The organism is Deminuibacter soli (assembly GCF_003412455.1).
In the GTDB taxonomy this organism is placed as follows: Bacteria; Bacteroidota; Bacteroidia; order Chitinophagales; family Chitinophagaceae; genus Deminuibacter; species Deminuibacter soli.
The window spans coordinates 426,296-440,425 of record NZ_QTJU01000002.1 but is presented as its reverse complement, the minus strand read 5'-3'; the positions used below and the strand labels follow the sequence as shown (position 1 = coordinate 440,425).

Annotated in this window: 14 protein-coding genes; 4 read left to right on the top strand and 10 right to left on the bottom strand. The window is 46.9% G+C overall.

The features are described 5' to 3' along the window. Positions 1-112: 112 nt before the first annotated feature. Complete coding sequence (bioB, locus tag DXN05_RS08330) at positions 113-1,114, top strand: biotin synthase BioB (RefSeq protein WP_116846766.1); 1,002 nt, start codon at positions 113-115, stop codon at positions 1,112-1,114. 214 nt (positions 1,115-1,328) lie between these two features. Here bioB and lon read toward each other — a convergent pair whose 3' ends face one another. Next, the gene (gene lon, locus DXN05_RS08325) at positions 1,329-3,728 is read right to left on the bottom strand and encodes an endopeptidase La (protein WP_116846765.1); all 2,400 of its coding nucleotides are present in this window, start codon (positions 3,726-3,728) and stop codon (positions 1,329-1,331) included. Between the two features lie 184 nt (positions 3,729-3,912). Between lon and DXN05_RS08320 the strand changes: the two genes are divergently transcribed. Further along, complete coding sequence (locus DXN05_RS08320; protein WP_116846764.1) at positions 3,913-4,161, top strand: hypothetical protein; 249 nt, start codon at positions 3,913-3,915, stop codon at positions 4,159-4,161. Positions 4,162-4,164: 3 nt separating this feature from the next. On the opposite strand, the gene DXN05_RS08315 is transcribed toward DXN05_RS08320, so the two are convergent. The 4 genes from DXN05_RS08315 to DXN05_RS08300 form a co-directional block, all read right to left on the bottom strand. Continuing rightward, a complete protein-coding gene (locus tag DXN05_RS08315) occupies positions 4,165-4,749 on the bottom strand; it encodes a porin family protein (protein WP_116846763.1) in 585 nt (194 codons plus the stop codon). Between the two features lie 134 nt (positions 4,750-4,883). Beyond that, on the bottom strand, positions 4,884-5,348 hold the full coding sequence (locus DXN05_RS08310) for a TlpA family protein disulfide reductase (protein WP_158559168.1): 465 nt from the start codon (positions 5,346-5,348) through the stop codon (positions 4,884-4,886). A 14-nt stretch (positions 5,349-5,362) separates the two neighbouring features. After that, positions 5,363-7,441, bottom strand: a complete 2,079-nt coding sequence (locus tag DXN05_RS08305; protein ID WP_116846761.1) for a putative porin — start codon at positions 7,439-7,441, stop codon at positions 5,363-5,365. Between the two features lie 66 nt (positions 7,442-7,507). Next, positions 7,508-8,332 carry a purine-nucleoside phosphorylase gene (locus DXN05_RS08300; RefSeq protein WP_116846760.1) on the bottom strand — a complete coding sequence of 275 codons (825 nt, stop codon included), beginning with the start codon at positions 8,330-8,332 and terminating at the stop codon, positions 7,508-7,510. A 159-nt stretch (positions 8,333-8,491) separates the two neighbouring features. On the opposite strand from DXN05_RS08300, the gene DXN05_RS08295 reads away from it, so the two are divergent. Together DXN05_RS08295 and sucC are read left to right on the top strand one after the other, a co-directional pair. Next, positions 8,492-10,405 carry a T9SS type B sorting domain-containing protein gene (locus DXN05_RS08295; RefSeq protein WP_116846759.1) on the top strand — a complete coding sequence of 638 codons (1,914 nt, stop codon included), beginning with the start codon at positions 8,492-8,494 and terminating at the stop codon, positions 10,403-10,405. A gap of 53 nt (positions 10,406-10,458) precedes the next feature. Then, positions 10,459-11,670 (top strand): ADP-forming succinate--CoA ligase subunit beta, encoded by a 1,212-nt coding sequence (sucC, locus tag DXN05_RS08290; RefSeq protein WP_116846758.1) that lies wholly within the window; start codon positions 10,459-10,461, stop codon positions 11,668-11,670. Between the two features lie 170 nt (positions 11,671-11,840). Here the strand turns inward: sucC and DXN05_RS08285 are convergent, their stop codons facing one another. The 5 genes from DXN05_RS08285 to DXN05_RS08265 all read right to left on the bottom strand — a co-directional run bounded on the left by DXN05_RS08285 (position 11,841) and on the right by DXN05_RS08265 (position 14,000). Beyond that, complete coding sequence (locus DXN05_RS08285; RefSeq protein ID WP_116846757.1) at positions 11,841-12,491, bottom strand: SprT-like domain-containing protein; 651 nt, start codon at positions 12,489-12,491, stop codon at positions 11,841-11,843. Continuing rightward, on the bottom strand, positions 12,478-12,885 hold the full coding sequence (locus DXN05_RS08280; protein ID WP_116846756.1) for a hypothetical protein: 408 nt from the start codon (positions 12,883-12,885) through the stop codon (positions 12,478-12,480). Before DXN05_RS08280 ends, DXN05_RS08285 begins: the two co-directional genes overlap by 14 nt. 93 nt (positions 12,886-12,978) lie before the next feature. Continuing rightward, the gene (locus tag DXN05_RS08275) at positions 12,979-13,194 is read right to left on the bottom strand and encodes an AtpZ/AtpI family protein (RefSeq protein ID WP_116846755.1); all 216 of its coding nucleotides are present in this window, start codon (positions 13,192-13,194) and stop codon (positions 12,979-12,981) included. Then, positions 13,169-13,591: a bactofilin family protein gene (locus DXN05_RS08270; RefSeq protein ID WP_158559166.1), complete on the bottom strand. Its 423-nt coding sequence runs from the start codon at positions 13,589-13,591 to the stop codon at positions 13,169-13,171. Before DXN05_RS08270 ends, DXN05_RS08275 begins: the two co-directional genes overlap by 26 nt. Before the next feature lie 13 nt (positions 13,592-13,604). Next, positions 13,605-14,000, bottom strand: coding sequence for a hypothetical protein (locus DXN05_RS08265; RefSeq protein ID WP_116846753.1), 396 nt, complete (start codon positions 13,998-14,000; stop codon positions 13,605-13,607). Positions 14,001-14,130 lie beyond the last annotated feature (130 nt).

Genomic DNA, 14,130 nt, shown 5'->3' with positions numbered 1-14,130 from the left:
CATCCGGCCATTCTCCCAATCCATTTTCTTCAAAGAAGTCCCTCGGACAAATTACCGCACTTTCAGATTTTCAAATGAATTGCCCCTATATTTGTCCAAGAAAATTGTGTTTATGACTACAATCAGGAACAACTGGACTCTGGAAGAGATCAAAGACTTATACAATACGCCCCTGCTCGAACTCGTATACCGTGCGGCTACCATTCACCGCGAATACAATGATACTGCCGAAGTGCAGGTATGTACTTTGCTGAGTATTAAAACAGGCGGCTGTACCGAAGACTGCGCCTATTGCCCGCAGGCAGCCAGGTACAATACCGGTGTGAATGTACAGGCCCTGATGCAGAAAGACGAAGTGCTGGAATTTGCACGCCGTGCAAAAGAAGCCGGAAGCACCCGTTTCTGTATGGGCGCAGCATGGCGCGAAGTACGTGACAACCGCGATTTCGACCGCGTGATTGACATGGTAAAAGGCGTGAACGAAATGGGTATGGAAGTGTGCTGTACACTCGGTATGCTTACCGAAAGTCAGGCACAGAAACTGGCCGACGCAGGTTTGTACTCCTACAACCACAACCTCGATACCTCTGCCGATCACTACGATAAAATCATTTCTACCCGCACCTACGACGACCGTTTAAAAACACTTGACAACGTACGTAAAGCAGGTGTAACGGTTTGTTGCGGTGGTATTGTTGGCCTGGGTGAAACACATGAAGACCGCGTTAAAATGCTGCACACCCTGAGCACTATGCCCGAACATCCGGACAGCGTGCCCATTAACGCACTGGTACGTGTAGCAGGCACACCGTTACAGCACAACGATAAGGTACAGGTATGGGATATGGTGCGCATGATTGCTACTGCACGTATACTGATGCCCAAATCAATGGTGCGCCTCAGCGCCGGCCGTGCCGAAATGAGCATTGCCGAACAGGCGTTCTGCTTTATGGCAGGCGCCAACTCAATCTTTACCGGCGATAAACTGTTAACCACACCTAACCCAAGTTTTGGTGAAGACCAGATGATGTTTGAAATGCTGGGTCTTAAACCAAGGGAAGCTTTTAAAGAGGAAAAAGAAATGGCTGCCTTAACAACAACCGTAACCGCGTAAGCATTTTAATTGATAAGATATAAAAGGCGTTCTCCCCGGAGAGCGCTTTTTTTTGATGCAGTTACATCAATAAGTGCCGGGCATAAAAAAACTCCGCCATGGAGATGGAGGAGTTCTTTTAACCCTTAAAACAACCAACATGAAAAAAATCTTGTAGTATATAATTACAAAACAGTCAACAATTGGTTGTGTAACAAAAGGATTTTTTATTTTTTTAGCTCAGTGCCAGTTCAAGCACCTGCTGCATGTTTTTAACGTAGTGAAAATCAACTCCTTTTATAAAGTCACTGTCTATCTCCTGTACATCTTTTTCATTCTGCCAGCACATGATAATTTCTTTCAGCCCGGCACGTTTTGCTGCCAGTACTTTTTCTTTGATACCGCCAACAGGCAGTACCTGTCCGCGCAGTGTTATCTCGCCCGTCATAGCCAGGTAAGATTTGATTTTCCTGCCGGTAAATGCTGAGGCAAGTGAAGTAAGCATTGTAATACCTGCACTGGGACCATCTTTGGGCACAGCCCCTTCGGGCACGTGAATATGCACACTCTTCTTGCTGAACAGCTCAGGATCTATGCTGTACTTGCGGGCATTTGCCTGCAGGTAAGTTAAGGCCGTGCTGGCACTTTCCTTCATTACATTACCCAGGTTACCGGTAAGCTTCATATCACCTTTACCATCGCCCAGCAGGGTTTCAATAAACAGGATGTCGCCTCCTACATATGTCCACGCCAAACCAACAGCCACACCGGGCATATTGGCTGTTTTATAAATTTCGTTGCTGTAACGTGCGCTGCCCAGTATTTTCTCAATGTCGGCAACGGTGAGCACAGGCTTCACCTTGTCTTTCATCGCGTACTCTTTGGCCTGGTTACGCATAATGCTGGCCAGCTGCCTGTCAAGCTCGCGTACACCGCTTTCGCGGGTATAACTTTCAATTACTTTCTCCAGTACCTTATCATTTACTTTCAGGTTTACCCTGGCAAGCCCGTGTGCTTCTTTCTGTTTGGGCACCAGGTGGCGTTTGGCTATCTCTACCTTTTCTTCAATTGCATATCCGCTCAGTTCAATGATCTCGAGCCTGTCGCGCAGGGCAGGCTGAATGTTCTGGATATTATTGGCTGTGGCAATAAACAACACCTTGCTTAAATCGTACTCCAGTTCAAGGTAGTTGTCGTAGAAAGAATTGTTCTGTTCAGGATCCAGTACTTCCAGTAAAGCAGACGAAGGATCGCCGCGGAAATCATTGCCAATTTTATCAATCTCATCCAGTATCATAACCGGGTTAGATGATTTTACCTTGCGTATGTTCTGCACAATACGGCCGGGCATAGCGCCGATATAGGTTTTGCGGTGACCGCGTATTTCACTTTCATCATGCAAACCGCCCAGGCTCACGCGTACGTACTTGCGGCCAATGGCATGTGCAATGCTTTTACCCAACGATGTTTTACCAATACCGGGAGGCCCCACAAAACAAAGAATCGGGCTTTTCATATCCCCCTTCAGTTTCAGTACGGCCAGGTATTCGAGTATCCTTGACTTGATTTTTGACATGCCGTAATGATCCTGGTCAAGCACCTGTTTGGCCTTCTTCAGGTCGTAACTGTCTTTGCTGTATTCTTCCCAGGGAAGATCGAGCATCAGGTCAAGATGATTGTACACCACCGAATAATCCGGCGTGGTGGGGTGCATGCGTTCCAGCTTTTCAATACCTGTTTTAAACATGTTCTTCGCAGCATCGGGCCATTTCTTGGTCTCGGCCTTTTTGCGCATTTCGCTCAGCTCACGTTCGTTGGTATCGCCACCCAGCTCATCTTTAATACTCTTCAGCTGTTGCTGCAAAAAGTATTCACGCTGCTGTTTGTCTATCTCCGTGCGTGTTTTGGTAGTAACCTTGTTTTTGAGTTCTGCAAACTGCAGTTCGCGCTGCAGTAATTCAATGAGTTTTTCCGCTCTTTCCTTTACTTCATTTATTTCAAGCAGGCGTTGCTTTTCGGCCAGGTCACTGTTCAGGTTGCTGCTAACAAAATTGATGAGGAAAGAAGGGTTCTCGATATTGCGGAGAATAATAGAAGCTTCGGTAGGAAGGTTGGGCGATAACTGTATAATCTGTGCTGCAAGATCTTTGATAGTGCTTGTATACGCTTCAAAGTTTTCGTCTGTCGGCAGCAGGTCTTCAGGCAACAGGTGCAGGTTGGCTTTAAAATAAGGCTCCTCTTCTACCAGTCCTGCCAGCTGAAAGCGTTTCTTACCCTGGATGATAATAGTGGTACCGCCATCGGGCATTTTAATGAGCTTAACGATACGTGCAACGGTACCAATTTCACAAAGATCTTTCGGTTCCGGGTCTTCTATATTGGCATCTTTCTGTGCAAGTACTGCTATCAGTTTATCCGATTTATATGCATCGTTTACCGCTTTAATGCTCTTGTCCCTGCCCACTGTAATGGGCAATACAACACCGGGAAACAGCACCGTATTGCGCAGGGGAAGCAGCGGAAGTACGTTGGGTATTACCAGGTTTTTATCCTGCTCATCATTTTCATTAATAGGAATAATGGGCAGAAAGTCAGTATCATCCTCAGCCTTGAAAAAAAATTGATCAATGTTCATACGCTTCGTTTCTTAGGTCAAAATGTCATTTATCCTTTGCATCAGTCATCTGACACCGACACAGGTATGGGTTCAATTTAGGTGCCAAAGCAGGAAAAATACGTGTTTCGTAGCAAATTGACGCAAAAAACAGGGTTTAACACGAAAAGAAAATAATGCACATTAAGTATTACTGAAAAACGTAATGAAATGGCTGCTGGTGCTGCAAACCAGCCTTGCAGGCGTTTATACAATTGATTCGTGTTTATGTACTTCAGATATACTATTGAAACCGGTTACATCTGCAAAATTGTTCATTTTATTATTTTCCGGAACAGCGTTACTGTTCCGCCACTTAAACAGGTTGAGGCAAATCTTAAGCACTATTTGGCAGGCTGTCAATAAAAAACGGGCACCGGAAGAAGGTGCCCGTTTGCTGCATCAGCCATGCTGAAGCTTATAATAATTTAATGCCAACACCCAGTTGTATCTGCTGGTTTTTCCATTTACCCGAGTTGTCGATATCGCTGATATTGCTTAAACCGATATTGTAACGGCCGTAAACGCGGAAGGTGCCAAGGTTAACCTGTGCACCCAGCACTGCTGCAAAGTCGCCGCTTTTAAAGGCGTCTTTGCCATTCTCCAAAACGGTTTCATGATTGTTCAGCAATACACTGAACTGCGGACCTACATGAAATGTAAGCAGGTTACCTGCATTGATACGCAGCAATACAGGAATGCTTAAATAGTTGAGTGATTTGTTGTCGTTGGTGATAATGCCATTGGTAACATCAGAAGCGGTGCTGGCTGTTTTGGTATTTGTCTGGCTGAATAATACCTCAGGCTGTATACCCAGTGATTTACTGAAATCAATTTCAGCAAAGCCACCCAACTGGTAACCGAGTTTAAAACCGTCGTTGAAAGACTGGCCATCAATTTTACCCAGGTTGGCACCGCCTTTTACACCGATGTGCAAGCTCTGCGCGTGCGAAGCAAAAGCAAATGCGGCCATACCGATAAATAACAGAACTAGCTTTTTCATATTGTTGATTTTGGGGTTAAGGTTTCAATTGTTATGCCAAACGCAAAAATAAAACGCTGCCATATAATTAGTTATGAGCAACGTTTTTACCGTATGTTTATTTTATCCAGTACTGTTACAGAAATGATAAAGCGTTACAGCAGCTGCTTTACCAGCTTCTCCAGCTGGTCTTTATCTGCATTCACTGCTACTACTTTTCCTTCTTTGTCAATAAGGTAAGAGGTGGGAATATATTGTACATTAAATTGCTGTGCAGTGCGGCCCTGTGTATCCAGCACATGTATCCAGCTTGTTCCGTCTTCTTTCACAGCACGCTTCCAGGGTGCAGCGCTTTCATCGAGTGAGATGCCGTATATTTCAAAGCCCTTGCTTTTGTATTCACTGTACAGCTTCTTTAAATGCGGCATGCTTTGCCTGCACGGACCACACCAGCTTGCCCAGAAATCAACCAGCACCACTTTACCTTTTAAGGAAGAAAGTTTAACCGTATTGCCATTGGCATCGGGCAGTTGTATTTCGGGCATTTGTTTGTTGCCGCCTTGCGCCATTGCTGAAGTACCAAGGGTTAAAGCCAGGAGAAAAGCCAAAATCGTTTTCATTGCAAAATGCATTTTTAGTTGATGAAGTTCCACCATATACCGGTGTGCAGCCATAAGGTTCTGCCGGCATAGTGTTCAGATGTAAAGTTATACCGGCCAAAGCCGGCACTGCCATTGGCAATGTTAAAAGTGTTCAGGTTTTCCAGGCGGATAAACCCGCGGAAGGTTTTAATCCTGAAATGCAGGAAACCGTTAATATCGGGCCTGTTGCTGGTTGTATAACTGCCCTGGTTAAAAAACTGGCCGGTAAAGGGCGAGTAGTTATCCATTTTATAGGGCGAATAATAACGCACTTCCACGCCCATTGCGAGGTAAAGATTCTTAAAGAAATTGCCTTCAAACACCAGCCTGTCCGCAGTAAAAAAAGTAGGCAGGTTTACAGGCGCTGCACCGGTTTTCTGTTGCAGGTGTACTTCACTGTACAGGTTCCAGAATTTGCTTAAGGGAAACTTTTTCTCGGCACTTACGTGCAGCACATTAAACAGGCTGCTGTATTGTTTGGCGTTGAAGAAGTCGCTGAAATAAGGCAGGTTGGTAATGGCATAGTAATCACCATTCAGCTTCATCTGCAAGGCAGTCACATCTACATTGGCGAAAATATGCGTAATGTTTTCTTTGCCAAAATTGCCTTCACTCAATGAGGGGAACGAAGAGCGGCTATCGTACACAAACGATACGGAACGGTTCACGTTCTGAAAGCCAAGCGAGAGGTAACCCAGCTTTTTGCTGATCTGGCTTCTCAGGCTAATCAATGCCGCATAGTCACCGGTATAGGCACCTGATGCAAAAAACTGGCCGCTGGCAAAGATGTCCCATTTCTGGTTGCGTGTACGGTTACGGTATTCTCCGTTGAGGTAAATATTGTTGCGCGTTAAGCCGAATGTGGTATCGCCATTGTAATACACAAACTTGCCCTGCAAGGCCTGGTAACCTGCGCCCAGTTTTAAAAACTGGTTGAGGTTGTTTTTTTCCGGGTAAGAAATAATGGCCAGCTCATTGGTTAGGTCGTTCCACTTGTCTTTATAACTGATGGTGTCACCGGTAATGGCCTGCATGTTGAAATACTTGCTGTAATTGCTGTCAATTACATCGCCATCGGTATAGTTATAACTGAGTGTGCTGTATTTAATGGTATGCTGGAAACGGAAACGCGGGTAAAACAACTTGATAACACTGGAATCGGTTACAATAGAATCCTTCTGTCCAAAATCATATTGCTGCCGGTACATCAGTATCGTTTCCGATAAATGGGTGCCTGTTGCAAACGAGGTATTGAACGGGTTGGGACTACCCTTGCCTGCATTGTTGGCCAGCCTGGTTGGCACCTGGAACGGTGAGTTGAGCTGGCCGGTTAATGCATTCAGCGAGCTGTCTGCCTGCACGCCGCCATTGTCTGCCGCATTCACGCGGTTATTGATAAAAATAAAGAAAGAAGAATAGCGCTTGTTGGGACTTACATAGGCCGTATTGAAACGGATATTGTTGAAGCTGGTATTCTGGTTCCTGAACTTGCCGGGTGACAATGCAAACCGGTAGTTAAAGGCGAAATTGAAATTGGGCGACCGGTTTTGCGTATGCGTAATACCACCCATTTGTTCAGAGCTGCTGCCCAGCAGGTAGGCCAGCTCGGTAAAGGGGCGCGTGGTTTGGTAAAACTTTGTATCCTCGATACTGTAGCGGTAAAGATCAAATGCATGAAAACCGGCATCGAAGCCGGGTTTCAGCCAGGGATTAAACAGTAACGATTGTGCGGCAGTGCCCAGGTTACCCAGGTCAACATATTTCGGGCTTACGGGATAACGCGTAGAAAAATCGTTGATGGAAGTATCGAGCTTGCGGATACGTGTAGAATCGAAAAATTTATAGGTAATGGTAATCGAATCTTCCAACGGATCACGGTGTTTCAGTGAATCGTTGCCGCTGTTGGTTCTTTTATGAATGGGTCGTCCCTGGCTATCGTAGCTCACCGTGGTATCTAACCCCGGCCTGGTGTTGGTAGTGGGGTATTGCGCATGTGCCGTGTATGCATTGGCAAGCAGCAGGAGCAGGGCACATGCAATAAAAGATAACAATCGGTAACGTCGTCGTTTCATGAACGCTTTTAAACTGGGTAAATGCAAAGTAAATCGAATGGTGTAAAGAAAATGGTAAATAACACGTTACAGTTGTGCTACCATTTCACTGAACAGGCGTGTTAATTTAGGTTCAGCATCTTTAGCGGCTGCCAGCACTTCTTCGTGTGTAATTACATTTTCTTCTTCGCGTATGCCCAGGTCGGTAATAACGCTGATGGCAAATACTTTTATACCTGCATGTACGGCAACAATGGTTTCCTGCACGGTGCTCATGCCCACTGCATCGCCGCCAACCGCTTTAATGAGTTTATATTCGGCACGTGTTTCAAAGGTAGGGCCCGTAACACCGGTGTACACGCCTTCTTTCAGGTTATAGCCCAGCTGCTGCCCTATTTGCCTGGCTTTATCCAGCAGGTCTTTGTTATACGGTTCACTCATATCAGGGAAGCGGGTGCCGAGTTCATCTTCATTTTTACCCAGCAATGGATTTACGGTAAAAAAGCTGATATGATCTGTGATCAGCATCAGGTCACCCACTTTAAAGGAAGGATGTACACCGCCTGCTGCATTGGATAACAGTAAGGTTTCCACACCGAGTAATTTCATCACGCGAATGGGGAAAGAAACCTGCAAAGGTGTGTATCCTTCGTAGTAATGAAAGCGGCCCGACATCACAACAACTTTCCTGCCACTAAGCTCGCCAAACAGCAGCTTGCCATGGTGCCCTTCTACCGTGCTAACGGGGAAATGCGGAATTTCATTATATGCAATCTCCCTCTCAATATTCATTTCATTCATTAAGTTACCTAACCCACTGCCAAGTACAATACCTATGGTAGTTTTGGCGCTGTATTGGCTCCTGATGAATGCTACGGTTTCCTGTAATTGCTGAATAAGTTGTGTTGCCATTGCTTGCTGATAAAGGCGCAAATATAAACAAACCATTCCAGCAGCTTACCTCAAATTCAGGAAACATCCCCAATCCATATCCGGCGCAATCCGTTTCAGTTTTTCAATGTAAACAACCCGGCCGCAGGTTCAGTACCTGGCGAACAAGGACCGCTAACCATGAAAGCAATAGTAGCCATATTTTTTCTGCTGGTGCCGCTTTGGGGCGCCGCGCAATTGTGCCAGGGCAGCCTGGGCGATCCCGTGGTAAACACCACCTTCGGGGCCGGTACAGGCCCCGGCGCACCATTGCGTGCCGCCACCATTTATTACAAGTATACCGGCTCCCCCTGCCCGGAAGACGGTATGTATACCCTTACCCACAGCATTCCCACCTGTTTTAAGGATACCTGGCATTCCCTTACTTCCGACCATACCGGTAATCCCAACGGGTATTTCCTGGTGATCAACGGCAGCCTGCAGCCGGGTGATTTTTACCTGGATACCATTCGCGGACTTTGTGCCAATACCACCTACGAATTTGCCGCCTGGATGATGAACCTGCTGAAGGTGACCAATAAAATACACCCCAATATCACCTTCAGCATTGAACGTACTGACGGTACCGTGCTGCAGCAGTACCATACCGGCGAGTTGCCCATGCTTACCAGGCCCCAATGGAAGCAATACGGCTTTTATTTCACCACCCAGCCCGATGCACCCGACGTGGTGCTGCGTATGACCGATAATGCCCCCGGCGGGCAGGGCAACGATATTGCGCTGGATGATATTACTTTCCGCCCATGCGGCGCCTCCCTGCAAATAAGCATTAACGGCAGCACCAGCGGTAACAATGCCGGCTTCTGCAACGGGCGCGATACCTCTTTTACCCTCAACAGCAGCGTAAGCGGCAGCAATGGCAGCCTGGTATACCAATGGCAGCAGTTTAATGCAGCCGCCAATGAATGGACCGATCTGCCGCAGGCCACCGGTACACAGCTGCAGCCCCAGTTTACCCACGCCTCGCCTGCCTGCGATTACCGGTACCGCCTTTCTGCCGCATTGCCGGTAAACATCAGCCGCGCAGCCTGCAGGGTGGTATCCAATGTAAACAGTATTGCCGTGCACGCCTTACCGGCAGCGCAGCCGGGCAGTAATAGTCCGCTCTGTACCGGCAACACCCTGCAGCTTACCGCCATCAATACCAGCGAAAAAGTATGGCAGGGCCCCGCGGGTTTTACGGGTACCGGCAACGCCCTTGGCATAACCGGTGTGCAACTGGCCAATGCCGGCTGGTATAAGGTAACAACGACAGACAGCAATCATTGCACTGCGCACGATTCGGTAAACGTATTGATCGATGAAATGCCCGTTGCAGTTGCAGGCCGCGATACGGCGGTATGCCAGGGCACGGCGGTGCAGCTGCATGGCAGTGGCAAAGGTGCTTTTCTGTGGACACCTAAAAACGGGCTTTCGGCCAGCACCATTGCCAACCCGCGCGCAGTGCCCGACAGTACGCAACATTATATACTCAGCGTAACCAACGGGCATTGCACCGATACGGCCGGTACCACCATACAGGTATACCAGAAACCCATTGCCGATGTGGGGCAGGATATTACGATGTTCGAGGGCGACACCGCCAGCCTGCATGCACAGGTATGGGGCACCAATGTATCGTGGCAATGGAACCCCCTGGTGGCCATAGACAACCCACAGTCGCTGCAGCCCGTGGTACACCCTGCCGCCGATACCAGTTATACCCTTACCGTACATTCCAACGAAGGCTGCGGCACCGCGTACGATGCGGTGTTTGTGCGCGTATACAAAAAGGTGCATATTCCCAATACGTTTTCGCCCAATGGAGACAATATCAACGATGACTGGCGCATACAGGAACTGGCTACTTATCCCGAAGCAGTGTTAACCGTTTTCAACCGGTACGGGCAGGCTGTTTATAACAGCAAAGGCTACAACAAACCCTGGAACGGCACCTATAACGGGCAGCCCTTACCCGTTGGTACTTATTATTATGTGATCGATTTGAAAAACAAAACACAAAAATTAACGGGCTGGGTGATGATCTTAAAATAACAACGGCTGTTAGGTATTTTTTGCCCTATCTTCGCCATCAAATTTTTAGCCGTATGAACTTGCATGAATACCAGGCAAAGGAATTACTGAAGAAATACAATGTACCCGTACAGGAAGGTATTGCAGTAGACACAGTGATGGCAGCTGAAGAAGCTTATCGCCAGATTAAAACGCAAACCAATAACAACTTTGCAGTTGTTAAGGCGCAGATTCATGCCGGCGGACGTGGTAAAGGAAAAATCGAGGGATCAGAACAACGCGGTGTGGCTGTTGGTAAAAGCGTGGAAGACATTACAACCATCGCTAAAAACATTCTTGGTGGTACACTTGTAACCATCCAGACTGGTGCAGCAGGTAAAAAAGTAAACAAGATCCTCGTTGCACAGGATGTTTACTACCCTGGCGCCAATCCTGTAAAAGAATTCTACCTGTCTATCCTGCTGGATCGTGCTACTGGTCAAAACGTGATCATGTACAGCACTGAAGGCGGTATGGATATTGAAGAAGTAGCGCACAACACGCCGGAAAAAATCTTTAAAGAGTGGGTACACCCCGGTGGTGGCTTACAGCCTTTCCAGGCACGCAAAATTGCGTTCAACCTGGGACTGAGCGGTGAAGCTTTCAAAAACGCCGTGAAGTTTGTAACCAACCTTTATAATGCATACCTCGGTGTAGACGCCAGCATGCTGGAAATTAACCCGCTGTTTAAAACCAGCGACGAAAAGATCATCGCGGTTGATTGTAAAATGAACCTGGATGACAACGCCCTGATGCGTCACCCCGATATCGCAGCTATGCGTGATATCACCGAAGAAGATCCTACAGAAGTAGAAGCAGGCCAGTATAACCTCAACTTCGTTAAACTCGACGGTAACGTAGGTTGTATGGTAAACGGCGCCGGTTTGGCCATGGCCACTATGGACATGATTAAACTGAGCGGTGGTGAGCCCGCCAACTTCCTTGACGTGGGTGGTACTGCCAACGCACAAACTGTTGAAGCAGGTTTCCGCATCATCATGAAAGATCCTAACGTAAAAGCGATCCTCATCAATATCTTCGGCGGTATTGTTCGTTGCGACCGTGTTGCTGCCGGTGTTATTGAAGCATACAACAAACTGGGCAATATCCATATCCCCATCATTGTTCGTTTGCAGGGCACCAACGCAGAAGAAGCAAAAAAACTGATCGACGAAAGCGGTCTTAAAGTACAGTCTGCCATCCAGCTCAGCGAAGCAGCAGAACTGGTGAAGAAAGCTGTCGCTTAAGCTAACGCATATAAAAAAGCCTCCCGGGTTTCCCGGGAGGCTTTTTTATGGCTATATGGTTGGATGGCTTTATGGTTCGATGATTCAATTGCTCAACTGGCATAATCTATGAAACAATTGAACTTTGAACAATTGAACTATTAAACCTTTAAACTTTCAAACTTTAAACTTCAAACCTTCCAACCCGCTCCCCCCGGCGGCGCAACTTCCTTCACTTCAGAGATAGGGCTGAAGCTGTAGAGATGACCGGTGGTTACCTCCATACATTCATAGCGTTTGCGCCGTTTGTTGCCTTTTCTGAAAACACGGCCCTTTTCGGTTTCAAAGTAGGCGCCGGTGGGTAACTCTTCCAAAGGTTTAAAACCTGGTTTGCGGGATACATTGTATTTGCGCAGCACCAGCAGCAGTTCGGTTTCGCCGTTGGCGGTGGCAGACGGGTTGAGAATAGACTGGTGTAAAGCTTTGGCAATATCGGGCGGGAAAATATGCTGCTGCACAAAATCAACCAGCAGCAGGCTGTAACACTGTTTCCATTCGCGGCCATGCGGCTCTACGCGGTTGCCGTACTGCTCAAACGTAAGCAGGTGGGCCAGCTCATGTAACAGTGTAATGAGAAATTCGTATTTGTTGAGATTACCGTTGATACTGATGCGATGGTTTTGCGCAACAGTGGCGTGCCTGTAATCGCCCAGCACGGTTTTGCGTGCGCGCGTAACAGTAAGGTGCACCTTGTAACGGTGAATGTACCGGATTACTTTATCAAAACTACCTTCTGGCAAAAAAGCTGCCAGCGCCTGCATCGGATGTTCAGCGGCCCCCATGATTTAATTTGTTCACCTTAAACGCACCCGCGACTTCAAATATCGTGTAAGTCAGGTACAGGATCATACCTGAAATAATCGCGTCTTTACTATTGTTTACACCTTTATACGACACATAGAACATCACCGCAGAAGTAAGCACAAACAGCTTCATAATGGTAGCGCCCATTACGCTGCGTACCAATGCACTGGGGTTTTTACTTTTAATGGCCTGCAGGTGCATGGCGGCTGCAATAAGCGCCAGGCCAAACAGCAGGGCATTGATCACTTCTATCACCACCGGGCTGGCACCAATGCTTTTAAACCACGATGCACCTGCAATGCAGATGATGGTGGCAACTATAAAAATGCTCAGTACGGGTAAATAGCTGTTCAGGAAAGTTGATTTCTTCATTATTTTTTGGCATGAATCGTTAACAAAGCATCGCGAATCATGGGGCGCAAAGGTACTGCGTACAGTTTGCTTTACACGTATGATTCACGATGCTTATTTTTTATTGGTGTCTTTGACTGCTTTTACAATCAAAGCAATAATTACCATCAAAGGCAGTATCCATACCAGTAACGGGAAACCGGTTTTCAGCCATTTGTCAAATTGGTGACCTGCGTAAACACCGAGCGCCAGCCCTACCATAATCTGGAAGGCGAACCCGGCGTACTGTAGTAATAACCGGTTGTTATTCTGCGGCTGCTTTTCTTTCATCTTTTTCGGCCAGCATTTCAACTACCTGCGATACGGTACCTGCCTGCATGCTGCATTTGCCGTTAAACTGTACGGTTGGCTCCATTGAAATTTTACCGGCAACTATATCTCCTTTTATCAGGGCGTTACTGCGCAGGTTCAAAATGTCTTTTACATTAATGTTACCGGTAACCTTACCTGTAATGTCGCATTGCTGGGCTACAATGTTACCTTCAATTTCTCCCTGGGCACCCACCACTACTTTAGAGGAACATTTTACATTGCCGATCAGCTTGCCATCGATGCGGATATCAGACTGGCTTACTATTTCGCCCTGAATAACCGTACCTGTACCGATCATGCTGGTCTTGCCCGACTGCAAGCCAGTGTCTTCCGTTTTTGATTTTGGGTTTAGCATATACTTATTGGATTTAATCATCTGACAACTCAGCTTTAGGTACTTTAATGGCTGAGGTATCACGGGGTACGTCGGTATTGCCTGACAACACTTTACGGATATTATCCAGGTACTTGTCTTTATATAGTATGGATTGCTCCAGCGAATCAGTCCTGATTTTCAGCGCCTGCAGCTCACTCCGGTCATGACGGCTGCCATAACCCGGGATATAGTACTTCAGCGGCGTAAGTACCAGTAATGCAACAGTCAAACCTGTAAGCAAAACAAATACCACACTTAAGCCAATGTACACGCTCATGCGGGAAAGTTTAAAAGTAACCACTTCTTCGTACGTATCGTCGTTCATTACCACCAGTCGGTAGCGGTTGCGTAACCGCTTCAGCGTGGTATGTGCTTCTAGTTTGGCCATGCCTGTCAATATGCGCTCTAAAGGTAATGGTTTCCCTAAATGGAAGCTCCCCCGGCCAAAATTATTCTGTAATTTTAAAATACTAATTTGCGTCTTTTTCTGTTATTACTGAAGTTTTCATCGTTTTGTG